At 46.9% G+C, this 23,885-nt stretch carries 19 protein-coding genes; 6 read left to right on the top strand and 13 right to left on the bottom strand.

Annotated features, from left to right (window positions below; genetic code table 11):
* Positions 1-26: 26 nt before the first annotated feature.
* The 8 genes from LFX25_RS11290 to LFX25_RS11255 all read right to left on the bottom strand — a co-directional run bounded on the left by LFX25_RS11290 (position 27) and on the right by LFX25_RS11255 (position 10,213).
* Positions 27-1,601 (bottom strand): FAD-dependent thymidylate synthase, encoded by a 1,575-nt coding sequence (locus LFX25_RS11290; protein WP_238730327.1) that lies wholly within the window; start codon positions 1,599-1,601, stop codon positions 27-29.
* Between the two features lie 117 nt (positions 1,602-1,718).
* Positions 1,719-1,979, bottom strand: a complete 261-nt coding sequence (locus LFX25_RS11285) for a type II toxin-antitoxin system RelE family toxin (RefSeq protein ID WP_238730326.1) — start codon at positions 1,977-1,979, stop codon at positions 1,719-1,721.
* Positions 1,972-2,187 (bottom strand): hypothetical protein, encoded by a 216-nt coding sequence (locus LFX25_RS11280; RefSeq protein WP_238730325.1) that lies wholly within the window; start codon positions 2,185-2,187, stop codon positions 1,972-1,974. Before LFX25_RS11280 ends, LFX25_RS11285 begins: the two co-directional genes overlap by 8 nt.
* Positions 2,188-2,396: 209 nt before the next feature.
* Positions 2,397-5,699 (bottom strand): efflux RND transporter permease subunit, encoded by a 3,303-nt coding sequence (locus tag LFX25_RS11275; RefSeq protein WP_238730324.1) that lies wholly within the window; start codon positions 5,697-5,699, stop codon positions 2,397-2,399.
* Between the two features lie 134 nt (positions 5,700-5,833).
* Complete coding sequence (locus tag LFX25_RS11270; RefSeq protein ID WP_238730323.1) at positions 5,834-7,252, bottom strand: glycosyltransferase family 39 protein; 1,419 nt, start codon at positions 7,250-7,252, stop codon at positions 5,834-5,836.
* Positions 7,249-7,956: a glycosyltransferase family 2 protein gene (locus tag LFX25_RS11265; protein ID WP_238730322.1), complete on the bottom strand. Its 708-nt coding sequence runs from the start codon at positions 7,954-7,956 to the stop codon at positions 7,249-7,251. Before LFX25_RS11265 ends, LFX25_RS11270 begins: the two co-directional genes overlap by 4 nt.
* The gene (locus LFX25_RS11260) at positions 7,953-9,341 is read right to left on the bottom strand and encodes a cytochrome c family protein (RefSeq protein ID WP_238730321.1); all 1,389 of its coding nucleotides are present in this window, start codon (positions 9,339-9,341) and stop codon (positions 7,953-7,955) included. Before LFX25_RS11260 ends, LFX25_RS11265 begins: the two co-directional genes overlap by 4 nt.
* Positions 9,338-10,213, bottom strand: a complete 876-nt coding sequence (locus LFX25_RS11255; protein ID WP_238730320.1) for a sulfurtransferase — start codon at positions 10,211-10,213, stop codon at positions 9,338-9,340. Before LFX25_RS11255 ends, LFX25_RS11260 begins: the two co-directional genes overlap by 4 nt.
* Before the next feature lie 244 nt (positions 10,214-10,457).
* Here LFX25_RS11255 and LFX25_RS11250 point away from each other — a divergent pair, with 244 nt between their 5' ends.
* The 3 genes from LFX25_RS11250 (at position 10,458) to arsS (ending at position 12,417) form a co-directional block, all read left to right on the top strand.
* The gene (locus LFX25_RS11250; RefSeq protein ID WP_238730319.1) at positions 10,458-10,946 is read left to right on the top strand and encodes a DUF4395 domain-containing protein; all 489 of its coding nucleotides are present in this window, start codon (positions 10,458-10,460) and stop codon (positions 10,944-10,946) included.
* A gap of 66 nt (positions 10,947-11,012) precedes the next feature.
* Positions 11,013-11,351, top strand: a complete 339-nt coding sequence (locus LFX25_RS11245; protein ID WP_238730318.1) for an arsenosugar biosynthesis-associated peroxidase-like protein — start codon at positions 11,013-11,015, stop codon at positions 11,349-11,351.
* A 16-nt stretch (positions 11,352-11,367) separates the two neighbouring features.
* The gene (gene arsS / locus LFX25_RS11240) at positions 11,368-12,417 is read left to right on the top strand and encodes an arsenosugar biosynthesis radical SAM (seleno)protein ArsS (protein ID WP_406600495.1); all 1,050 of its coding nucleotides are present in this window, start codon (positions 11,368-11,370) and stop codon (positions 12,415-12,417) included.
* Here the strand turns inward: arsS and LFX25_RS11235 are convergent.
* Positions 12,366-13,457, bottom strand: a complete 1,092-nt coding sequence (locus tag LFX25_RS11235) for a DNA-methyltransferase (protein ID WP_238730316.1) — start codon at positions 13,455-13,457, stop codon at positions 12,366-12,368. The two genes, arsS and LFX25_RS11235, sit on opposite strands and share 52 nt — an antisense overlap.
* Positions 13,458-13,717: 260 nt before the next feature.
* On the opposite strand from LFX25_RS11235, the gene LFX25_RS11230 reads away from it, so the two are divergent.
* Positions 13,718-14,035 (top strand): hypothetical protein, encoded by a 318-nt coding sequence (locus LFX25_RS11230; RefSeq protein WP_238730315.1) that lies wholly within the window; start codon positions 13,718-13,720, stop codon positions 14,033-14,035.
* Between the two features lie 194 nt (positions 14,036-14,229).
* The gene (locus LFX25_RS11225; RefSeq protein ID WP_238730314.1) at positions 14,230-14,778 is read left to right on the top strand and encodes a helix-turn-helix domain-containing protein; all 549 of its coding nucleotides are present in this window, start codon (positions 14,230-14,232) and stop codon (positions 14,776-14,778) included.
* A 616-nt stretch (positions 14,779-15,394) separates the two neighbouring features.
* Here LFX25_RS11225 and LFX25_RS11220 read toward each other — a convergent pair.
* From LFX25_RS11220 to LFX25_RS11205, 4 genes are all read right to left on the bottom strand, one after another.
* Positions 15,395-18,082: an ATP-binding protein gene (locus tag LFX25_RS11220; RefSeq protein WP_238730313.1), complete on the bottom strand. Its 2,688-nt coding sequence runs from the start codon at positions 18,080-18,082 to the stop codon at positions 15,395-15,397.
* An 81-nt stretch (positions 18,083-18,163) separates the two neighbouring features.
* Entirely contained in the window at positions 18,164-20,392 is a 2,229-nt protein-coding gene (locus LFX25_RS11215) for a cation:proton antiporter (protein ID WP_238730312.1), read from the bottom strand.
* Between the two features lie 100 nt (positions 20,393-20,492).
* Complete coding sequence (locus LFX25_RS11210; RefSeq protein ID WP_238731578.1) at positions 20,493-21,314, bottom strand: penicillin-binding transpeptidase domain-containing protein; 822 nt, start codon at positions 21,312-21,314, stop codon at positions 20,493-20,495.
* 55 nt (positions 21,315-21,369) lie between these two features.
* Positions 21,370-21,927 (bottom strand): hypothetical protein, encoded by a 558-nt coding sequence (locus tag LFX25_RS11205; RefSeq protein WP_406600494.1) that lies wholly within the window; start codon positions 21,925-21,927, stop codon positions 21,370-21,372.
* A 195-nt stretch (positions 21,928-22,122) separates the two neighbouring features.
* Between LFX25_RS11205 and LFX25_RS11200 the strand changes: the two genes are divergently transcribed.
* Complete coding sequence (locus LFX25_RS11200; protein WP_238730311.1) at positions 22,123-23,274, top strand: class I SAM-dependent methyltransferase; 1,152 nt, start codon at positions 22,123-22,125, stop codon at positions 23,272-23,274.
* Positions 23,275-23,885: the final 611 nt, after the last annotated feature.

The following is a 23,885-nucleotide window of genomic DNA, read 5'->3' as shown; positions in this document are numbered from 1 at the left end:
CGCAGGAAGGGTTTTCGAAAAGAATTTTAGATCACTCTGGAATACTCGGATAACTCCCGTTTCCAGACTTGGGTTCCGCAGTAGTGATCTCCTTCCGGGCAATACGGCTTCACTTCTCCCTGAAGGCGGATCCAGCACGGAGCTTTGATCCACTTTGCGATTTGAGGATGCACCTTCATGACGTCCGTGAGTTCGTTGACCGAGGCTTGGAAGATTTCTTCCTGCGCGTTGTAACAGGTTCTGGATCTCCATTTGTGATGGAGATTGAGCAGATCTCCGCTTTCGTAAAAACGGATCGGAAAGCTGTTCGGCAAAAGATACGTTCCGTGTTCGGGAGAACCTCCGGCCTCCAGAAAACGATTCAGTTTTTCGAAAATATTCTTATGGAAAGAATCGTATTTCTCCTGAAGTTCCGGATATTTTTGAACTACGAGAGGAGTGATGTAATCGGGAACGCCCGCGTATTGCGACATGAGAACCGGTCTTCCGCCCGGAACCATTCTATGTCTTTGATCCTGACTGTCCGCGGTGTGAGAGATTCTTTTTTGGAAAGAATACTGAACGTTGAAGAGGGCTCTCGTGATCGGACTCATCGAACTTTCGTTCAAGGTCGAAGTCAAGTGTCGATTTTTTGCCGGATTGAGGACGAGATCGATCGCGTTTTCGTCGCTCAAGGATGATTTAGGAATTCCTAATATAGATCGCACCGACTGCGCGAGAATCTCGGGACCGTTCGCGGAATGCGAAACGAGTCTGGAATATCTTCCGCCGAGCTCGTCGTCGAATTCCTTTACGAAAGCAGCGGCGGTTTCCGGATGAAATTCCCGTTTGCCGTTGCCGAAAACGGACTCGAAATAACGGTATTCGGTCGTTTCTTCCAGAGGAAGAGGATCGTCCATTTCGTCGGCATACAACGGATCGACCGCGCGGACTTGATTGACCATTTCGGTGACGACGGCTCTTTGTTCGTCGGGCACGTCGTAAGAATTCATCAGTCGATAGTAGCGATGCAGAGTAAGTCCGTTGATGGAATGATAAAGATACGTATACGTTCCGAGCGGTAGCAGATAACGCGCCACTTCGAGACATTTCTTTTTGATCGGAGCCTGCCATTTGTCGGGATAGTTGGCGCGGGCTTTGTAAATGTTGAAGTATTCTTCTTGGATGTAGGGATGAAGAGCTTCCGTATACGAGAAATACGCCTGACTTGCGTAGTCCACCGCGTCAAGATAGAGTTCCAACAATTTTCCGCCGAGTTCCGACGGAACGTAATAATTCTCCTTTTTGACTTCCACGTATCTTTGGGAAACTTGTTCGGAATTATAAAAGGGATGAGAATGTAAAAACGACCATACGAATTGTCGGGAAACTTTATCGAGCGTAAAGATAAACTGAGGATGTTGACGGGTGGTGAGATGTCCGGCCTTCTTTGTCGACTTTGCGACCCTGTCTCGGATCTCGATCGATTTTTCCGACGCGATCATATCGGAGGGCAGAAGAATTCCCTTCGAAGAATAGCAAGTTCTCGCGGTCGCGATGGCGAGATTGAACGGATCCTTGCTATGATCCAGAAGTGATACGATCGGTTTTTGGGCTAACATCGAAGTCTCCGAACGGGACTATGTCCCCTGTGGAACTATCCTGAAGGGGGAAAGATGGGGGAAAACTCTTTTTTTTGAGAGGTTTTATTCGAAGGAGTTCCTACATTGGACGGGATTTCACTTCTCGTAAATGTCTTTCCTGTGACCGATTGCAATTACATGCACGATCAGTCGTTTATCCACGATATCGTAAAGAATTCTATAATCACCTTTTCGGATTCGAAATCCCGTTCTTCCTTTTAATTTTTTGGCCCCGACGGGTCTCGGATTTTTGGCGAGTCCTTGAATGATTTGGATCAGAGAATCTGCAACTGATTCGGGAAGTTTTTCGAGTCGTTTTACGGCGGATGTAGTGAGAAGGACTGAATACTCAGACATGTCGTCTTTTGTTCTTTTTGCCCGATCTTGCCTTTAAGAATTCCTGAAGAGGAATCGATTTTTCCCGTTTCGCTTTTACCTCGTCGTACAAACGAATGTCCTCAAGTTCTTGCAGGTTTTCGAGAATCTTTTTGTATTCCTGCATGGATAGAACGACCGAAAGTTTTTTTCCTTTTTCATCGGTGATGTATTGAGGATGAGAAATCATACTTCCAGAATATGACTCTGTAAGGATTTAAGATCAAGAGCTTTTTTTCTCAGTGAATAAAAAGAGAAAAAGAAGTTTGTCGGTCCTATTTTCGCCGTCCACGAAAACGTTTCTCTGATTCTAAACTGTAGGAACTCAAACAAGAATCCGATTCTGGATGAAAACGATTCATCGCCTTTATTCTGATCCTTCTTTCCTTTCGAACGAACTTACTTCTTCTTTCCTTTCTTTGCTTTGGGAGATTTTTTCTTTTTAGAATCTTCTTCCGTTTCCACTTCTTCTTCGGTTATGATTTCCTGCGTTTCCGCGTGAGTCGAAATCCATTCGCTGTTGTCGTGTGCAAAGTTTTGTTCCGGATTTCCGAACGCGCGTTTTTCGAGAAGCTCCCGTTTTGCCGATCTTCTTCTTTCCTGATTTTCATAAACGTTCAAGAGATATTCCATCACGATCGGAAGAAGAACACGGGAGAATACAGTCGCGACGATAACCCCGAAGATAACGACTGTCGCAAGAGGACGTTGCACTTCCGCACCCGCCATCGTGGAAATCGCCATCGGAATAAACCCGACCGCCGCGATGACTTCGGTCGTCATTACCGGACGCAAGGAATGAATCCCCGCGAGATACACAGCGTCCGCGATCGAAGCTCCCTTTTCCAATTCTTCCCGAAGGGTAGAAGCGTAAACAACTCCGTTTAATACGGCGATCCCGCTCACCGCGATGAAGCCGACCCCGGCCGGAATACTAAACGGAAGTCCGCGAAGGACTAAACCTATGATTCCTCCCGAAACCGCGAGCGGAACCACGATAAAGACGCCTAACGCGTAGTAGATGCTTCCGAATGCGGCCATGAGCATAAAGAAGATGATCGCGAGCGCGATCGGAACGACCAAGGCCAATCTTTCTTTGGCTCGAGTGAAGTTCTCGAACTGGCCGCCCCAATCCGTTCTATAACCGGGTGGAAGATTCTTTTCGATTTCTTCGGTGACTTTCTGAGCTTCGTTTACGAAACCGACGAGGTCTCTTCCTCGAATGTTGGTCTCGACCATGATTCTTCGTTTGAGCTGTTCTCTGTAAATCGCCGCCGGGCCTTCCACGAGTTTGATCTCCGCGACTTGACCGAGAGGAACGGTGGAACCGGAGGAAGTGAATACGGGAATGTTTTCAACCTGTTCCAGATCCGTCGCGTCGATCTTCAGGCGAACGACGAGATCGAATCGTTTGAATCCTTCGAACACCTTTCCGGTTTGTCTTCCGAGACGAAGCGCTTCTACCGTTGCGAGAATCTCTTCCGCTTGCACTCCGTAACGCGCCATGTTTTCCCGATCGACCTTGATTTCGACAAGGGGAAGTCCCAAGACTCTTTGAACGCGCAAGTCTGCGACTCCCTGAACTCCTTTGAGCTTGGAAGCGAATTGACCGGCGATGTCCTTGAGTTTTACGAGATCGTCTCCGTAGATTTTAATTACAACGTCTGCTTTCGATCCGGAGAGAAGCGCGTTCACTCTGTTTTCGATCGGCTGCGACAAACTGATCGTGCTCGAAGGAATGAACTTGAGAATTTCATCCTTCATCTTGCTCATAAGTTCTTCGCGATCGTCGGCGGTCACCCATTCCTTGCGGGGTTTGAGTTTTACCATCGACTCGCCTTCGTCCGTTCCGACCGGCTCCGCCGCGGATTCGCCTCGTCCCATTTTGGAAACAACACTGACCACTTCGGGAAATTTTTTTAAGACCGCTTCCATATCGGAGTTCGTGTCTCTGGAATAGTTGATCGCCGTGGAAGGAAGACGTTTGATATCGATCGCGATTTCCCCTTCGTCGATTCTCGGTAAGAATTCGGAACCCAACGTGGAACCGAGTAACAACGCGAAGACGACGATTCCCACTCCTGCGTAACAGAATTCCTTTTTACGAGCCATTCCGAAATCCAGAAGAAGTTTATATTTCTCCGTGATGACGTCCCAATATTTACTATGATGAAAGACCGGATTTTTAAACAGAATGCTCGCCGCCGCCGGAAACGTGGTTAAGGAGAAGAGCAGAGCGGCTCCTAACGCGAGTGCGACCGTGATCGCCATCGGCTTGAACATTCTTCCTTCCACACCTTCCAAACTCATCAAAGGAAGATATACGAGCATAATGATCGCGACCGAGAATGTCGCCGCGCGGCCCACTCGAACGCAGGCATCGGTGATGATTTCTTCCGCTGCGAGTTCCCTGTCCTCGAGTTTGGTCTGCATGTCGTAGAACGATTTTTTCAGGATGAATCCGTGAAGGATCGATTCGAGCATCACGATGGTTCCATCGACTAACAGACCGAAGTCGAGCGCTCCGAGGGACATCAAATTTCCCACGATCCCGAACGCGTTCATAAAGATCGTGGCGACGAGCATCGGAATCGGAATCGCTAATGCGACAAGGAGCGCGCCTTTCACCGTACCGAGCGCTACGATCAAAACGATTACTACGAGGACCGCGGCTTCCGCGAGATTGGTAAAGATGGTGCTGAGAGTTCTTCCGATAAATTCCGAACGATCGTAGAACGTTTCGATTCTCATTCCGGGTGGAAGACGTTCTTTGATCTCTTCCATTCTTACCTTAACCCTCTTTACGACTTCGAGAGAGTTTTGGCCCATGAGCATCATCGCGGTCGCGCCGACGACTTCTCCTTTGGAATCCTTCGTTACAAGACCGAAACGAAGCGCGGGACCGATTTCCACTTCCGCGATTTGACCGAGTAAAAGAGGAATTCCGTCTCCGGCGGTCGTTACAGCGGTGTTCTTCAAGTCTTCGATGGATTTATATTGGCTTTCTCCGCGGATAACGATCTGCTCCGCGTTTTTGGAAATGTAACCGCCTCCCGTGTTCTGGTTTGCGGATTCGAGTTTATCATAAATTTGTGATAGAGTTAAGTTGTGCACCGCGAGTCTTCTCGGGTCGATCTTGACTTGATATTGACGAACCTGACCGCCGATGATGTTCACGTCGATGATCCCTTCCACGGACTTCACTTCCCGGGCGAGTTCCCAATCCATGTACGTCCGCAATTCTTCCGGAGAATGTCTGTCCGACGTTAATACGAACTCGTAGATGTCGCCGAGACCCGTTGCGATCGGCGAAAGTTCGGGTCTTCCGTAACCGGGAGGAATGACGGCTTCCGCTTGTTTGATCCGTTCGTTTACGAGTTGTCTCGCAAAATAAATATCGGTTCCGTCTTTGAAAATGACCGTGACCGAACTTACGCCCGTTCTCGAAATCGAACGGATTTCTGTGACGTTCGGAAGACCGGTAAATTCCATTTCGATCGGATACGTGATGAACTGCTCGACTTCCAAAGGAGAAAGACCCGGGGAAGAAGTGACCGCCGAAACCTGAACGTTGGTCACATCCGGAATCGCGTCGATGGAAAGATAGAATGCGTTGTAAATCCCCACGAGGGTAACCATGAAGGTCAGCACCAAAACCAGGGCTCTATTTTTAATGGAGGCGCGGATCAGTTTATCAATCATGTTTGCTGCGGATCTCTAAAAAAAGGCGATATGGACAGGAAAGCTCGTTTGGGTCAAAGATGAAAGGTTTTTTTAAACAAGGAAGAAGCCGGGCGCTTCGAGAAAAGAAATGAAAAAACGGACCCTTTCGATTCTTACAAAGGTCGCTTAGTTCCGTGCGAATGACGCGTCCCTCTTCGATACTTCTCGTATATATCCATATGCAAAAAAAGGAATAGAATTCCGTATTCAAAAGAGAGCCAAAAAAAGGAATCCTTATACGGAAACACAGAATAGGCGGAATAGGAGACGAAGATCAAACAGGACCAGACGATCGGATAGATGTTCCCGGAAAAAATCGAACAAACGATTAACGGGAGAATATACCAAGGATGTACCGTGGTCGAGAAAATCAGAAAGATCAAATAGACGGATTCCGCGGTTCGAAAGACGTTTTGTGGACCTTCTTCATTTCGTTTCCAAAAGGAGAATAGGGAGATTGCGACTAACGTGGACGCTCCGCAGATTTTTCCGGCCGCGTAAAAATTCTCTCCGATCCAGCGCAGAAATTCCCGTAAAACGTAATACACGCTTCCGTTGAATTCGAATAGCTGAAAGAAAACTCCGAGCCCCGACGTTTTTTGTTTTCGGATCAGTTCCGGAAAAAAGGAAAATCCGATCCAAGCAAGAGCGACAAAAACCGCAATTGCGGTTCCCGAAATCCAAAGTCCCTGTCGACGCAGAAAAGAGCGTTTTCCGTTCGCGATGGAAAAAAACAAAAACGGAACCAGAATCAGCGGCGTGATTTTGGTGAGAATTCCGCAGAGAAAAAAGGCGCTCGCAGAAAATAGATCCCGGATGCGATTTTCGTTTTGCCAGCGCACAAATAAATGCAGCGTTCCCGCAAAAAAGAAAACGAGGATCGATTCGGGATGCGCGTTGCCGGTAATTTCCACAAGGACGAGAGGATTCAGCCAATAGATCAGGATTTTTTCCGAAGCGATTTTGTAGTTTATTAGAATCTTATAAAGAAGCCAAAAAACTCCGAATTCGCTTAACAAAAGGATCGTTTTCCAAAAAAGAATTCCCGCTTTCACGTTTGCGAAAACGAACATTGCCTTTGCGGAAAGAAAAAAGAAAAATTGCAGGATCGGCGGATAAACCGAATAGAATTGGGGAGAATTCATCGACTGCAGAAGTTCGACGGCGAGTTTTCGGGCCTGCGGCGATAGGGCTTCGATCGGAAATTCTTTCGGTAAAAAAGCGAAGGGAGAAACGCCTTCTTGGATCAAAAGCCCGTCCCATAAAAAACGATACGCGTCTTCGGAAAGAATCGGATCGGAAAACATAAATGCGATTCGTAAAATCAGACCGAAGGCGAACCAAAAGCGCAAAGATTTCCGATCGCGATCCCGAACTAAAATCCAAGCATACGAGATGAACGCGGGAAGGGCCGCGGTCAGAAGAAGAAAAAAATGAGAACGTTCTTCGAAATATTGAAACCAAAGGATGGGAACAAAAGAAAGAATCGGAAAAAAACGAAGGCTTCCCGCTCGAACGAATTCGAAGTTCATTTCGAGTGCAGTTTTCCGATCGTATACAGAATTTTCCAACCGGCACGGATGGAACCGGAGATCGTTCCGCTTACTTTGGAAATTCCGATTCTTTTTTTATAACTGACGGGGACTTCGACACAACGCAAACCCAACTTTGCCGCCTTTATCTGCATTTCGACAGTCCAACCGAAATTCCGATCCTGCATATTCAATTTTTTTAAAATATCCGAGCGTATGACTCGAAAAGGACCGAGGTCCGTGAATTTCATCCCGTATAAAATCCGAATGAGAGCGGTTGCCAAACGATTTCCGAAACGTTGAACCGGCATCAACGAACCTTTTTGGGAATTTCCGAGAACCCTCGAACCGATCACAAGATCCGCGTTGTGATCGAGCAGGGCTTGCGTTAAAAGAATCAGTTCGCTCGGAGAGTCCGAGTAATCCGCGTCGACGAACGCGATCAAATCGGGAAGAGAAGAAGAGTTGAAAATTCTTTCCAAACCTTTCAAACACGCCGCTCCGTATCCCCTTTGAAATTCCTGTAAAACCACCGCGCCGTTCGAAGCGGCGGCATTTTTCGTATCGTCGATAGAACCGTTGTCCACCACGATGATTTCGCGAAGGTCCAGACCCGGAATCGAACGCAGATCCTTTAAAACGAACGGAATCGATTTTTCTTCGTTGAGAGCGGGGATGACGACGCTGACCGACGGTGAGCTCACAGTTTGCCTTGTTTAGAAAGTTGGAATAGAGTTTCCCGGGAGGAAAGTTCGGTCTTTCCCGAGTTCAGATCGGTTTTCGATTCGTAGAACAGATTCGCGAACGGATAAAACGATTCGATCCTTTTCAGCTTGGCGGCGATCTCCGGAGAGGAGTTTTTTGCGTTCTTTCTCATATGTTCCGAATTCTCTTTTGTTAAACGAACATGTTTGATTCGAACGATTCCGAAACGAACATTTTTGTTCGGATCAAACTTGAGGAGAAGTTCGATTTTCCTTTTTTCTCCCGAACGAATCCGGTTGTCCGCCGTGAGTTTCGCTTCCGGATACCATTCCCAAGTTTGGCCGATCCGAACGGTTTCTTTTGCGATCGCCGAACCGACTTCGTTTAACAAAATCGCCTCGATCAGAAGATGTCTTTCCGGATCGCCCGTCGGAACGGAATGACCCGCAAAACGGTTCTCCAATTCGAGTCGAACTCCGGTTTTACCGGAAGTAAAATCTTTTTTCGACCATTCCAAACCTCCGATTTTCAAACCGGATTTGTAACCTCCTCTCCACTGCGGTTCGAAAAGTTCGAACGTCTTCGGAACTCCGCCGCCTATAAATGTATGACGATGCGAATCCCGTTTCGTGTGAGGGAACGAATCCGTGACGATCTTACGTTCGATCGAAGGCATGTGACAACTAACGCAGTCATCTTTTTCCGCGTGTATGCTTTCCTGATATTCTTCCCCCGTTTTGAAGTAACAAACAAAAGAAGAATCGAGTCTGTAATCCTGATTGTGACAATCGTTACAGCGGGCGTGCAAGGCCTCTCGATTTTTTACGACCGGGTGCGGAGCTAAAGAAGCGCCCGTAGGTCCGATGAGAATCGTGTTTCCGTTCGGATCGGATTTTAAATGACAACTTCCGCAACTCACTCCTTCCTTTTCCCATGTCGGATTAAATTTCGGATTGGAAATGGCGATCGGCTGTAAGACGTCCCCGTTTTTGAGATGGGTTGTAATTTCGCTCCTTTGGCCGGAAAGAGGAATATGACAGTTCAGGCAAAGCCAGCGCGGAGAATTCGGCTTCGTTAGTTCGGATTGAAACTGAAGATCGGTGAACGCATTCGCGTGAGTGGACGTTCTCCATTCTTCAAAGTGATCCTTGTGACAGTTTCCGCAATCCTGGGCGGTGAGTCCCGCGATTCCTGGAACGGCTTGCGATATTTCTACGGGTTTAGCCCAGGGTTTACCGGGAAAACGTTCCTCCACCGATAGGACCGGTGAGGAGTCTTTGCATAAAAATACCGCGGAAGCGCTTACCGAAATTCCGAATAGAATCGCGATCGTTCTATAGGGTTTTAGAATATTCAAAAAATATAAATCTTTTAAACGTCTCATTTCAGCGTCAGCGGGTATTCCTTCTCGTTTCCGGAGGACCATTCCCACATGGACCCGGCGTAATTTTTAGCGTTGAAGCCTTCGTTCCGCAACACAGCGGTCACCCAAGCGGAGCGAATTCCGCCCGTACAATAGGAAACGACGATAGAATCCCTGGAAATTCCGAGTTCCTTGATCTTTTCGGAAATCTTCTCGGATGGTAGAAGGATTCCGTCTTCGTTTAACAAAACTTTGTAATAAAGATGTTTGGCGCCCGGGATATGTCCGCCCCTCGATTCCCCGTAAGGAGTTTCGCCCTTGAATTCGCGCTCCTCTCTCGTGTCCAAAAAGACGTATTTTTTATTTTTGAGATTGGATCTGATTTCGGAAGAGGTCGCGCTCAGGTTCGAGTCGAGTTGAATCTTGAAGGAGCCGATTTGTTTGGGTTCGCCTTGATTGGAAACGGGGGCGCCTAACTGTTTTAAGGCGGAGTAACCTCCGTCGACAAGAAACGCGTTGTGATGTCCGAGCGAACGCAGCATCCAAACGATTCTTCCGTCCTCGCCCCAATTGTTTTTGGTTTCGCTGATCACGAGAACGGGCTGGTCGTTTCTGATCCCGTAAGCCTCGAGTTTCTTTTTGAGAACGTCGAGCGGGAGGAGATTCCCTTTGCGGGGAAGTTCCGATACGGAGAATTCTTCCCAAGTCACAGAACGGGAACCGTTGATATGTTCCCTGTAAAATACGGAACGCGATCTTGTGTCCAAAACGAGGCTATTGGAAAGAATCGCTTTCGCTTCTCCCGAAGTTAAAATCCAAGATTCCGATTTTTGAGACCAAAGCAAGGTCGGAACCAAAAGAATTAAAGTGTAAAGGAAGGATTTGGATTTCATATAGTTTTTCCGATCTTTCCGGAAATCTCTTCTTTCTATCATTTAGAATCAAAAAAGAGTTCTAAGAATTTCATTTTGGCGATTGAAAAACGGTTTTTCGAAAAAGCAAGCCTTAATCCGTTATAGCGGATATTTTAACGTTATAGTAAAAATTTTTAGTTATTGCAGAAATGGATGTGACAATTCTAATTGAATGATGGGTCTAAAGAAGAGGACTGACGTTATCCAAGAGGGTGGTGGACTTATGATTCAAATAGGTAGTTTTCCCGATTCGGTCAACGAATACGCCGCGAGATCGGTGGCGGGACTCGTGTTTTTTCTGACGATTGCGACCGTCTTGACTCAATCGATTTGGCTGAATCTTGCGTTGCTCTACGGATTTACGGCGAGAGTTTTATACGGTCCGAAATTTTCTCTCTTTGCGAAGATCGCGATTCATGGTATCGTTCCCTTATTGGGGTTGGGAAACCGGGAAACAGCAGGACCACCGAAACGTTTTGCGCAGTCGATCGGGTTTCTGTTTAGCCTAACGTCTCTGATTTTGCTTTTGCAGGGACAGATTTTCGCGTTTCAAATCGTGCTCGGTATTCTGATCTTTTTTTCCGGTTTGGAATCCTTCGTCGGTTTTTGCGCCGGTTGTTTCGTTTTCGGTTATTTGATGCGATGGGGAATTATACCGCAGGAAGTCTGCGAAAAATGCAATCATCTCACCTTTCCGTCGAAACAATCCTGACCGATCTGCAAGTTGAAATCGAAAAAAGTAAATTAGAATTTTTTAAAGTTTAAAAAAGGAATCCACATGTCTAAAGAATCCTATTACGTTCCCGAAGATCTCAAGAAATTCGGAAACATCGGCGAGTTTCAACCCGATCTTGCGAAAAAATTTTTCGACTACTACGGTGACGTTTTTGCGGAAGGCGCTTTGACCGCGCGTGAAAAGTCCCTGATCGCATTGGCCGTTTCTCATGCGATTCAATGTCCTTATTGTATCGACGCATATACGACCGATACTTTGGAAAAGGGAGTGAGCGAGGCCGGCTTGATGGAAGCGGTTCACGTTGCTGCGGCGATCCGCGGCGGCGCTTCTCTCGTTCATTCGGTTCAGATGATGAATAAGGTCAAAGAACTGGGAATGTGATCGGTCAGCGAGAGGAATGATCTTGAAATCTCTTCAGTTCAGGGGAAGCGAGCTCGTTTCTCCCGAAAGACAGTTCGAAATTTTAGAGGAAGTTTTTCAACGGAAGAATCTTCCTTCGTTTACGGATCGTCTGATCGAATCGGGAGTCGGAGAGTTGCGTCCCGTACCGACCGAAATCTTTCAGATGAATCTCGGAAAACTTTGTAATCAAACCTGCAAACATTGTCATGTGGACGCAGGCCCGGATCGAAAAGAAATTATGAGCAAGGAGACCATGCTTCATTGTTTGGGCGTTCTTGCCGTAAGTCCGATTTCCACGGTAGATATCACCGGCGGAGCGCCGGAAATGAATCCCGAATTCCGTTGGCTCGTAACCGAACTTAGACGTCTCGGAAAGAAGGTTATGGTTCGGTGCAATCTAACGATTCTTCTTGCGGGTGAACGATACAAGGATCTTCCGCAATTCTACGCGGATCAAAAAGTGGAAGTCGTATCCAGCCTTCCTTACTTTGAAAAAAGAAGAACGGATGCACAGAGAGGGGACGGCGTTTTTGATCGTTCGATCGAAGCTCTGAAACGATTGAATGCGGTAGGTTACGGCGATCCGGATTCGGGGCTCGTGTTGAATCTCGTCTACAATCCCGCGGGCGCGTTTTTACCCGGGGGGCAGACGACTTTAGAACGCGAATTCAAAATCTCGCTTCAAAAACAATTCGGAATTCGGTTTAATTCTTTATTCACGATTACGAATATGCCGATTTCTAGATATTTGGAATATCTGATAGACAGCGGAAATTTGGACGGATATATGGAAAAGCTCGTGACTTCCTATAATCCGATCGCGGCTCGCGGAGTGATGTGCAGGAATACGTTCAGCGTAGGTTGGGACGGCGCAATGTATGATTGCGATTTCAACCAGATGTTGGATATGAAGTTGGAAGGAAGCGTGCAAAACATACGCGACTACGACGCCGGCGTCCTGGAAAAAAGAAAGATCCGGGTTCACGAACACTGTTACGGTTGTACGGCCGGAGCGGGGTCCAGTTGCGGAGGTGCAACCGCTTGAAAAAGGGGGGCATATTCCGCTTCGATCTCATCGGCATCGTTGCGGAAAAGTCCGGAGACTCTTTCCAGATTTAAGAACTTTTCCTGTTTTGTCACGACAGGAGTTTGCAGATTTTGGTTGAAATGAAGCAGCGCTTTTCCTTCGTCTTGTCTGCTTTGCACGAAACGATCGTGATTGATTTTTCTTTTTTCCACTAAGACGTTGAGCTCTTCGGAAAGGGTTTGAAGATCGTTGAAACGATCCAGCAGGACCGTGGAATCCAATTCGAAGCCGATCGAATTTCTGCAATTTCCAAGTGCGGCCCGGACGGTCGTGCCCGTTCCGAGAAACGGATCCAAAACGAGATCTCCTTTGAGGGAATACATCAAAATGATTCGATTTGCAAGTTCCAGCGGATATGCGGCGCTTCTTTCGCGACCCGCCTGCGAACTCAAACCCTGTTTTTTACCCTTGAAATCCCATACGTCCGTAAACCAGGAATTCCGTTCTTCCCAAAAAAACGCGCTTTCCGCACGGGCGAGTTTGTCCGCTTTGGAAGGGAATTTACGTTTGTTGTTTTTTCTGAATATTAGAATATGCTCATGTTCTAAGGTCACATACGCACCCGCGGGAAGCATTCCCGAACCCATGAATTTGTTGGGAGAATTCGTCTGTTTTCTCCAAAGAATTCCGGGAAGACTTTGAAAACCGATCGCGTTGCATCCCTGGAGAATTCTCGCGTGATTCATAAAAATACGGAATCCGAATGCGGTGTTTCTCGTGGCGTCGCCTATGTTGATGACGAGAAAGCCCCCGTCCTTCAAAACGCGGAAGGATTCTTTCCAAACCATATCTAGCTCGTTATGCATTCTTTCATAAGAAAGAAGGGGATCGGTCGCGAATGTTTCTTTGATTTCGGAGGAAAAACCGAAAAACAAATCGTCCCACATTTCGATCATCGGATACGGAGGAGAGGTAAGGATCAGATCCACGCTTTCGGATTCTATGGGGAACGTTTCCCTCGCGTCTCTGTGAAGAATTTTGTGGATCGTCCGTTTCATATTCTAAACCATAGAATCCCGATCTCCGTTTTCTCTGTCCACTCAAAACGATTTTGCGGTATTCTTCCGTTTCGATCCTCCGAAAGGATTCTTTCGTTCCATTGATTCTTTTTCTTGGAACGTATTGAATTCTTATGGGAATCGCGTTTTTGCCTTTTTTCTTAAAAGAAAATGATGAGAAGACGTCGAATGCGAATATTTAGATCTAGGGGAGATGTTTCGCATAACGTGTAATTTTGCTTTTCCGCGCCGGGGGACGATTGGGTGCGTTTTCTCTGGAACGGTTTCCAAACCTTGCGATCGAACTTCCTTTTTGGGTTTGGCTTTCCGAGAATATTAGAAAAAAAGAATTTACCATCCTGCTTTGGTGTCCTCTGCTCGTGATCGAAACGTATGTGCAGGCGCATCCGGACTTTCTCGGAATGTTTTTTTTAGCCGGATCGGAGATTCGTTTGTCTTTGCGGATCCTTTTGTCCAAGATATCTTACAAAAAGAGCAAAATATTTTCCAATAAATTCAATATATCTTACAAAGTATTATGTTATAGCGAAATATACGTTGACATTCTAATATCTTAGAGAATTTTTCTAATCGACGGGTGTGAAGCACATCCGTTCTAACTCTAACTTTCTCTGAAAAAGACCCTATTCTACCCCGGGATTCCCGGGCTTTTTTTAGAGTCGGAAAGGAGGTTCTTTTGCATACGATTATGGCTCGCAGTTTAGAAAATCAGAACGATTCTCATTCAACCGGAAAATGCTCGGATGATTTTTTGACCAGTTTTCTGGGTGAGAAAATCCGAAAACGCAGATTGGAATTAGGACTCTCCATGGAGAAGGTCGCGCAGATCGCGCAGGTCAGCCGAGGGATGCTTGGGCTGATCGAGACCGGAAAAACTACCCCGAGTATCGCGATTCTCTGGAAATTGTCTAAGGCGCTTCGTACTCGGGTGGCGGAGTTTTTACCCGACGTTTCCTTGGGCGGTCCGAAAATTCTCAGAAAAGAAGAATCTAAAACCCTCGCATTATTCAAGGATAAGCTGATTGCACGCGTTTTATACAAGGACGCAGAAAACCATCTGGAAGTGTTGGAGATCCGTTTGGCTCAGGGAAGTTTTCCTCTTCCGACGTGGTTTCAAAAACAAAAGTTGCAAACCGTGACTGTAATCGAAGGGGAGGTCGCTCTTGTTTTTGCCGGTAAAAAGAATCTGCTTTCACCGGGTGACAGCGCCGTTTTTCTCGCGAAAGATCTTCAGGAAATTTCAAATCCTTCTCTGACCCAAGCGGTCGTCTATTGGATCAGTTCCACCGCAAATCTTTAATTGAAAATCTCCACTCCTTGATCCTCGGCTGAAAAGATTCTCCGTCGGGGCTTTTTATTTCTTTTTATCATTCCGTATCCTTTTCTTCCCTTTGAGTTTTCTCTCCTGTTTCGCGGTTACGTTAGTCATTCATTGATAAAGATATTGGGTAATGCGCTGATTGTAGTATCTATTATAGTGAAAATTTTGTTCGTTAAAACAGAAAAAATGAAGATTCAAGCCTTTGCCTTCGATGGTGGGTTTAGCTTCCCTTGGGAAAAGAAACCCCGTAGGAAAAAACTAACATAAGGAAATCCACCATGAATCGCAAACTTGGTATATTCGGAATTGTGCCGGTTTTAGCGGGGTTTCTCGGATCCTCTGCAAGCCCGATGAAAAGAAGAATCACGATAACATTTCTTTTTGCGCGTCTTGTCATGTCCGCAATTACGTTCGTTACGGAGACGAGATTCTTTTTTACGCGGTCGTGAAGTCGAACGAGTTTTATGTTCGAATGTTTTTCAGCGGAATGCCGATCGGAAAAAGGAATTTCGGATGGGGGACGCCGAATCGAAACATCTGAACGAGGCCTTGCAAAAAACGGAATCTACGCGGTATGTGTTGTTGGAAAAACGACTTAAACTTCCTCTTTGATCGAAGAAGACTTGAGTTCTTCGGAGGAAGGATTTACAAGATAGGAATTCGAGATCGGAAATTCGATTCGAAAACAAGCGCCTACGGAAGAGGAAATCAGTTCGATACTTCCGTCGTATTTTTCCAAAATGCGTTTGCAGATATCCAGGCCGAGTCCGATTCCTTCTCCTTGTTCCTTCGTGGAAAAGAACGGATCGAAGATCTTGGATTGAATATCTTTGCGGATTCCGGGCCCGTCGTCTTGGATGAAAATTTGGACTCGGTTTCGATCGGGAATCACCGAACCGTAGATGTCCACCGTTCCCGCGCCTCCCGTCGCTTGCACCGCGTTGAGAATCAAATGCGTCCAAACCTGGGTAATTTCCTCAGGATCACAATCGATCGTGGGAAGATTGGAGAGTTTGATTCGAATGAGCGTGTCTCGCAAGGAAAGTTTGAGATTGGTATCCAATACTTTTTGAATGGAACGACTGATTTGAATCGGTCGAGGAGAGCGATTGGCGGAAAGGGAAGAATACGAACTGAGGGCAAAGACGGTCTTTCTCGTTTTTTCTACGGAAAGACGCATAACGCTGATGTTTCTTAAGAACGAAAGCGTCGAGTCGATAAAGCTCAATAGTTCGAACACGTCCGGATGATTCAGGAACGGCGCCCAGCGTTCGTGAACGTCCTGCAGGCCGAGTTCCGTAAGAAGTATCGAAACCCGTTCCGCGTGTAAAACATTATAAAACTTTAATGCGTTTTCCAGAGATTTCGCCTGTTGCCTCATCTTGAAGCCGAGAGGAGGTTCTTTGGAGTCCATCGCGATCGCGTAGATTTCGAAAAAGGAATTTCTGTCCTCTTCGCCCAAACGGGGGATCGTGACCGAAACCTGAAAAATCTTGTTTTGAAAGGATTGGGAAACCGCTTCGATCGTCTGTAGACCGGCCTTGATCGCGCCCAACGGATTGTTGATCTCGTGCGCGATGCTCGTAACAAGCTGACCGAGGCTGGCCCATTTTTCCGAGGTGATCAATTTGTTCTGAGCGTTTTTCAGTTCTTGGAGCGCGTCTTCCAATTCCTTCTTTTGGATTTCGATGATCCGAGTTCGTATTAAAATTTCTCCGTTGGCCTTTCTTAAATCCTCGGCTTGTCTCCAATCGGTGACGTCGAAAACGATTCCCGAAAGCGTTCCGGAAAGTTTCTCCCGATCCGGAACCTCGTTCGCGTTTCCCCAGCCGCCTCTCGCTCTGAACCAGCGAACTCCTTCCGGAAGAACGTTCGGAAAAAGGATTTCGATTTCGTTCGAACTTCCGTACAGGAATTTTTGAACGTAACGAAGCATTTCCATTCTCTGTGCGCGGTGAAATCTTTTTAAGAAGTCCTTCGCCTTCATCTTTCTGGATTCGTTCAGCGATAGAAAGGAAACTTCTCCCTCCGGAAAGAAGACGATTCCGCTTTTGAAATCGAGTTCCCAGGTCGCCATTCCGGCGCCGACGAGAGCCATTCTGAGTTTCTCGTTGTTCTTTCCGATGATCGCGTTGGAAAGCTGCAGTTCCGCGAGGACGTTCTTTAAACTTCTCCGCATAGAATCCAATGAATTGACGAGGGTTCCGAGTTCGTCGTCTTCCGTATGCGGAATCGCGGCGTTCAGATTTCCCTTTTCGATTTCCTTGGAAAACGCTTCCGCCTGTGAAAGTCCGTTTAAAAACCATTTTTTTAATGAGAAATTAAGAACTCCTAATGCGATCAAGGAGAATACGAAGATGAGGATCGTGTTTTTCAGAATCAGAGAAGCTAATTCCTCGTAAAAGATGGAATGGGGAATTCCCACTTCTATATGAAGCTGGGTTCCCGAGTTGGAAAAACGCATCGGCAGGATCGCTCTGAAATAACGTTCCTCGTCGAGCGTATGCGTTTCGCCAGTTTCCTTTTTCAGAAATTCTTCGGAAGGGATCGGAGGTTCGTCTCCGACGGTGGGCGGGAGAAACGTTCCATCCGGAAAGATGATTCTCGCGTAACCTTTTCCTTGCAGCGGTTTGAACGATTTCATCTTTTCGGAGATGTCCTTTAGAATGTAATCCACTCCGAACACTCCCGCAAAAACTCCGTTTCGCAAAACGGGCGTTATGAGGGACACGATCCAGATTCTATGATCGCCCGCGTAATAGAGATAGGGACTTATCACAACGTCCTTCTTGGTTCGTTTCGGAGCGAAGTAGAACTTGCTGCTCTTATCGTTTTCGGATTCGTAATCCACGTTCAGATCGACGCGCAGGTTTTTGGGAGAATCCGATTTATTGACGTAGTAGTTGAGTCTTCCCGTCGAATCGTGAAAGACCGAGTTCCTGTATCTCGCATCGGAACCGTCGAACGCGTTCGGTTCCCAAATCGTCCAGGTTCCGAATACGAGTTCGTTTTCGGAAGCGAGCGTTTTTAAAAGGGACAAGATTTCTCCGCGGCTTTGTTTGGAGACCTGCGCGACGTCCCGGATTCCGAGCAGACGATCGAACGGTCTTCCGAAAGAAACTTCCACTTCTCTTTGAACGCGGATCGATTCGATAAGGACGATTCTTCGTTCGTCTTTTTTAAATTCCGTATAAGTGAGAATCGCCTGTCCGATCGTGATAAGAAAAAACGCGGATAATACGGCGCCGGAAAGATAGAGAGTGATTTTTTTTCGAAGGCTCATCGAAAATTCTGATCTGCAACGCGCAAGATCGTAGATTCTCGCCGAGAATCGAAGGATGTAAAATCATTTTTCGAAGGGTTCTTAGGATTCCGCCAAAAATCCGCCGTTTAAAGAGCGGACCAGAAGAAGTCCTCCGCCTTTCGGAAGTTCGTCCACTCTGAATTCGGGATGATTCTCCCATATATCCAAATCGCAAAGGATCAAATCGAATTGTTTCCAGTCGGAAGCGCTCGAACCCGGAGTCAAAATTTTCACCTTGTCTCGTTTGAGGTTCTGTTTGACGCGGGACGGAACCTGATGGATGGAACCGTTTAAATCCACGATCGAAAGTTTCGAGTTGTAATTTCCCGCAAGGCGTTTTGCGATCTGAAGAAGTTCGAGATCCTTTTCTCCTCCGAAAAGAACGTGGATATTCTTTACGTCTTCGAGTTGGGAAGAAAACAAGATTCCCGCGTTGCAATCCGTTTCGTTCAGGATCGTGCGGATCTTTCCGCCGAGGATATCGTCCGAAAAGAAGGAACGCGCCGCTCCGATCAGAAGAAGTTTGTAATTTCCTTCTTCCACGATTCGAAGAATATCCTTCGTGATATTCGTGGACGTTTTATAGATCGGTTGCAGACGTATGTTCAAATCCTTGGAAAGTTCTTTCAAAGGACTGAAGCTGGACGATTCGTATTTTTCCGCGTGGGATTCCGATATGTTCGAATCCGGAGACAAATGAACCGCGGTAACTTCGCGGTCCTTCTTCTTTTCCGGAAAAAGTCCATAAGCGATTTTTAATAGTTCCAGTCCTCTGGAATGCTGCGCGAAGGAGATTAGAATTCCCGCGCCGGCGGAAGGTTTAGGAACCGATTCCTTTGTCGCAAAAATAAGTTCCACAAGTTTTAATCCGGGACCGGTCATGACCGTCGTCACGAGGGCCATTAAAACCATCATGGAGAAAATTTCCTCGGACAAAACTCCGAGATCGTAACCGATGTTGAGCACGATCAATTCCATCAAACCGCGGGTGTTCATCAGAACGCCCACGGAAAGGGAATCTTTCCAGTTTTTGCCGGACATACGGGCGGCGATCGCGCTTCCGCCTAACTTTCCTAAGACGGCGACGAATAGGATTGAAAAGAAGACCGGCCAAAGACCCGCGCTGGATAAGAGGCCGAACTTGGTTCTAAGCCCGGTAAACGCGAAAAATAAAGGAAGGAGAACCGTAAGACTGAAGTCCTCGATCTTATCGACGAGATTGTTTCTGAGTTCCTTTTTATCCGGCATGACGACGCCTGCGAGAAAGGCGCCGAACAACGCGTGGATTCCGATCGCTTCCGTAAGCCAAGCGGAGGCGAAGATGAATAAAAAGAAAAATCCGGTGATCGTCTTGGTCATCGATTCTTTGGTCGTGTAAAGATTTCCGGCGCGTTTCATCAAAGGACGGATTCCCTTCCACATCAGTAGCATATAAACGACGGACATAAGAATCATCAGAATTCCCGAAGAAAAGGAACCCGCGTTTACGATCGTCACGACGATGGCGAGAACGCACCAAGCGGTCACGTCGTCCGCGGCGGCCGCGGTCAGAGCAAGACTGCCTAACGTGGTTTTGGTAAGTCCTTTCTCCATAATGATTCTTGCAAGAACCGGAAAGGCGGTGATGCTCATCCCGATTCCCATAAAAAGACAGAAGGCGATAAAATCCACACCCTGTGGAGCTAACGGTACGTAGATGAAGTAGGCGAGTCCCGCTCCCAAAAGAAACGGGAACATGATGCTCGAATGGGAAATCACGACGGCGGACTCGGCTTGGTTTCCGAGAATTTTCAGATCGAGTTCCATTCCGATCACGAACATAAACAACAGAAGTCCGATCTGACTTAAGATCTGTAGAACGGAAAGAGATTCCTTAGGAAATAAAAGTTGGAATCCTTCCGGAAACAAAAATCCGAGTAGGGAAGGGCCGAGTAAAATCCCCGCGAGAATTTCCCCGATCACGGAAGGTTGTCCGACCATCGTTGCCAACTTGCCGAAAAAACGGGCTGCAACCATGATTACGATCAACTGAAGCAAGAGTCGCGAGAGAGGCTGTTTCAAATGACCGGAAAACATGTTTCCCACCGCTTCGACGTCGAAAAAATCAGGACGGATCGGCGCGGGTTTAACGGTAGAATTTGTTTCGTTCGTTTTTTTAACCGGATCGATCTGCGTAGAATGGAAGATCTCTTTTTTCAGTTCGAGACCTCGTCCGGTCTGAAGGATAAAACCTAGCGAAACAATGAATAAGAAAATAAGAAAAATGTAAAATACCGATATTTTTTTCATACAGGAAACCCTTATGTGCGAGCATTCTGAGATCGAATTCCGAATCCGTCATTCAGATTTTTAGGCGTTTGCGGATTTGAGCGCGTCGAAACGTTTGCGCTTACTGAAGAACGGATTCTTCCTGGAGAATTTTAGACGCGAGTTTGGCGGCTTCAAGCGGAGAAGCGGGTTGGCCGACTGCGCGCACTCTCGTAAGAAGCAGCCAACGCGTGTTCGTTTTTTGAAACGAAACCCAAAACCAAGAGTTCGCCTCTTCCTGCGTATAATGAAACGCGGAATCCGATCGATACTCTTCGACTCCGTTCCAATCCCCCGGGAGATCGTGGCTTCCGCTTGCGTTCGAAAGAGAACCGGGACTTCGTTTGAGAAGATCCCAAACGGTCGCGATCGTCTTTTTACGGAAAGGCGGAGGCGATTCCTGAAGTCGGATTAAAAAATCCGCAAATTCGGACGGTGAGATCGTATACGAACCGTCGAGCCAAAACGAGTTTCTCGTAAACGGGACTGGATTGGAAAACGCACCTAACTTTTCCAAAAGCGGCTTTCCCTTTTCGGGACCGATCTCGTTCCAGAGTTTTGTGAAATACCAATGCACCGAATACTCGAGCGCGGACCGGAGATTCTGATCCTTCTGCCATCGAATGTAAGGATGTCTCGTCTTGTCCCAAAAAAAGAGGGATTGATCTTCCTTCAGATAACCGCTTTCCAGCGCGGAGAGCGCGAGAACCGGGTGAAAGAGGGAAGAAGGGGGAGTTTTCAGAAAACATTCTTCTTTTTGAAAGTAGATTTTGTTACGCGAAGTGAGATTTGCCAAAATCGCGCAGACGAACTTTCCTTCCGAAATGAGATTCTTTTCGGAAAAAGGCATGGGCGGCGGGGCGTCGACGGGAAGTTCGCTTTTGCAGGCAGAGAACGCGAACACTAATACGAAAAACAACGATAAGACGATCGAACGTTTCACTTGAATTTCGAGTGAATCAGAGGAAAACGGAAATTCCAATCAAAATGACTGCGACAGGGAGATAAAAAAAGAAGAAATAAATTTTTCCGGCCTTCTTCCAGGGTTTTTCGAGTTTTGGACGGATCATCTCTTTTAGGATTTCTTCGTTCGCGTTGTAGAGTTCGGACGCGTCGTTCATTCCGTAAAGATTTCCCGCGAGTCGTTTTAGTGCTTTTTCACGATGTACTTCGAGATAATGTTTGCTCGCGGAAACGAGGGTTTCGTTTTCCGAAAACAGATTCCGAAACACCATGGGAATTTCATAGAACTTTCCGATGAGCAGACTCGAAAAGCGGGTGAAAAGTCCGAGATAAAAGAGTGACGCGTATTGAACGGCTTCCCGTTTTAAACCGAACACGATTATGAAACAAACCGCATAGGCTCCGTAACCCACGATCAAACCGGCGCGTTCCAAAAAACGGTTCCAATAGACTTCTCTTTCAAATTCGAGATCCAAAGTTTCTAAGGACGGTGCGGTTGTGTTCGGGAGAGTCATCGGCAGTAAATTCAAAAAAAGGAATATACCCTTCTTCATCCATGCAAAACCCGGGGCTTGAAATGACAAATCAAATCGCGATCGAATTCTTCCCCGAAAAAAAAATTCAAAGCCTATGTCGCATCGTCTTGATGCGATCGGAAAGTGGCGCTTTCGATTTCGGATTCGAATCTCTTTTTCTTCGCCGGGAAACGGCCGGGCTTACCGAAAATCTTTTCATACGAGGCTTCCCGCATGTCGACCGCACTCAAACGAAAAGAAAGAAAAATTCAAACGGGAGAATTTTGGACATCCCGCCAGAGACAATCCCATTCCATTCACTACAGCGTTAGTTACCGCGCCTCGTTTAAACCCGAACTTCCGGCGTTCTTTTTAGACAAATATCTTTCCAAACGCAAGGGAGTCGTTCTCGATCCGTTCGGAGGAAGGGGAACCACTTCCATCCAAGCGAACTTAGAAGGTCATACCGCGATTCACAACGACATCAGCCCTATGTCCTTGTTTCTCGCCAAGTCCAGACAAACGATTCCTTCGGTGGAAAGTATGGAACGAATTTTGGATCGTCTCGATCTGAGAAAAAAAACGAAGGAAGAAAAAGAGGACAAGGACTTACTTGCGTTTTATCACAAGGATACGTTGAACGAAATCAAGAATCTCAAACGGATTCTTTCCCAGGATTCTTCTCCTGAAATTCAATACATCGGAGTTACCGCCCTTTCCCGATTGCACGGGCACAGCGACGGATTCTTTTCCGTTTATAGTTTTCCTCAGATTTCCATTCCTCCTTCGGCTCAAAAACGAAACAACGAGAAGAAGGGAATCAAACCGGAATACAAGGAAATCAAGTCGCGCATTCTGCAGAAAATGAAGCGCGATCTGAAAACTCCGCTTCCTCCGTTTTATCACGAGTTTTCGGGAAGAAATCGTTATACCAATCATTCTTCCCTGCATCTGGAATCTTTGGAGGATGGAGTCGCGGACTTGGTGGTGACTTCTCCGCCGTTTTTGGATAAGGTGAACTACGAAGAGGACAATTGGCTTCGGTATTGGTTTTTGGAAATCGAACTTCCCGATCACAAAAAGCCGAGCATCTTTTCCACGCTCAGCGCCTGGACCGATTTTATCCACGGAACCTTGGAGGAACTTTCGCGCGTCTTAAAGCCGGAAGGAGTTTGTGTGATGGAGGTGGGAGACATCAAAAAGGGCGCGACCGTTTTTAACCTGGACGAATACGTGATCCAGGCGGCGGCCGGTTCCGGTTTGGAATGGGAGACCACCTTTATCAACGATCAGAAATTCACGAAACTCTCGAATTGCTGGAACGTTTCGAATAACGAAAAGGGAACAAATTCGAACCGCTGCGTCGTGTTTCGGAATTACAAGTGAATGATTTTTGCGAGCGGATTTAGGTCCGCGTGTCGGAACCTTTGAAAATCGTGAACTTATCGTTTGATCCTTCAAGAATGCGGGAACTCTTACAATTTTGCGGCCGCATCCGCTAACGCGGTCGCGCCACTTCGGGCTCGCGAAGTCTCGCTCGGTCTAAACGCGCAGAAAGAATTTCTAAAATTCGACTCTTACTTTGGAAAGCGCGTTTAGACTAAACCCTGCGTGTCGCTTGCGGTTGTGGGAACTCATACAACCCGCGATTTACACGGTAAAGTCCCGAGAGTGTGGGAACTCATACGTTATTTTCGCTCCGCAAAGAGCGAAATGGCGACGATCAATCTCCATTTCGCTCTCTCGCTTCGTCAAGAGCCTTCGATTGAACTCAATCTCGCTCTCTAGGGGCGCAGCGAGAAACTCAGCGCCACTGCTCTCTAAGGATCGCAGCGTCAGGCTCCGGGCTTAAATTCGAAAGAAGCCGCCCGGAGAGGGGGTAGCGTAAGCCGCTTGCGGCTGCAGCGAGGGGGACTCTTCCCCCTTCTAACACATTTTCGGAATTCTGTCTCTTTTTCTCGGAAATTCGCCCCTTTCCCCTTCACCAATTTCGGAAA

Source organism: Leptospira sanjuanensis (genome assembly GCF_022267325.1).
GTDB classification, from domain to species: Bacteria; Spirochaetota; Leptospiria; order Leptospirales; family Leptospiraceae; genus Leptospira; species Leptospira sanjuanensis.
The sequence above is the reverse complement of the archived record's forward strand: the minus strand, read 5'-3'. Positions and strand labels throughout refer to the sequence as shown.

Bases quoted from the DNA above. Each gene is read 5' to 3' on its own strand.
- LFX25_RS11290 (WP_238730327.1), bottom strand. From the start codon at position 1,601: ATGTTAGCCCAAAAACCGATCGTATCACTTCTGGATCATAGCAAGGAT.
- LFX25_RS11285 (WP_238730326.1), bottom strand. From the start codon at position 1,979: ATGTCTGAGTATTCAGTCCTTCTCACTACATCCGCCGTAAAACGACTC.
- LFX25_RS11280 (WP_238730325.1), bottom strand. From the start codon at position 2,187: ATGATTTCTCATCCTCAATACATCACCGATGAAAAAGGAAAAAAACTT.
- LFX25_RS11275 (WP_238730324.1), bottom strand. From the start codon at position 5,699: ATGATTGATAAACTGATCCGCGCCTCCATTAAAAATAGAGCCCTGGTT.
- LFX25_RS11270 (WP_238730323.1), bottom strand. From the start codon at position 7,252: ATGAACTTCGAATTCGTTCGAGCGGGAAGCCTTCGTTTTTTTCCGATT.
- LFX25_RS11260 (WP_238730321.1), bottom strand. From the start codon at position 9,341: ATGAGACGTTTAAAAGATTTATATTTTTTGAATATTCTAAAACCCTAT.
- LFX25_RS11255 (WP_238730320.1), bottom strand. From the start codon at position 10,213: ATGAAATCCAAATCCTTCCTTTACACTTTAATTCTTTTGGTTCCGACC.
- LFX25_RS11250 (WP_238730319.1), top strand. From the start codon at position 10,458: ATGATTCAAATAGGTAGTTTTCCCGATTCGGTCAACGAATACGCCGCG.
- LFX25_RS11245 (WP_238730318.1), top strand. From the start codon at position 11,013: ATGTCTAAAGAATCCTATTACGTTCCCGAAGATCTCAAGAAATTCGGA.
- arsS (WP_406600495.1), top strand. From the start codon at position 11,368: ATGATCTTGAAATCTCTTCAGTTCAGGGGAAGCGAGCTCGTTTCTCCC.
- LFX25_RS11235 (WP_238730316.1), bottom strand. From the start codon at position 13,457: ATGAAACGGACGATCCACAAAATTCTTCACAGAGACGCGAGGGAAACG.
- LFX25_RS11220 (WP_238730313.1), bottom strand. From the start codon at position 18,082: ATGAGCCTTCGAAAAAAAATCACTCTCTATCTTTCCGGCGCCGTATTA.
- LFX25_RS11215 (WP_238730312.1), bottom strand. From the start codon at position 20,392: ATGAAAAAAATATCGGTATTTTACATTTTTCTTATTTTCTTATTCATT.
- LFX25_RS11205 (WP_406600494.1), bottom strand. From the start codon at position 21,927: ATGAAGAAGGGTATATTCCTTTTTTTGAATTTACTGCCGATGACTCTC.
- LFX25_RS11200 (WP_238730311.1), top strand. From the start codon at position 22,123: ATGTCGACCGCACTCAAACGAAAAGAAAGAAAAATTCAAACGGGAGAA.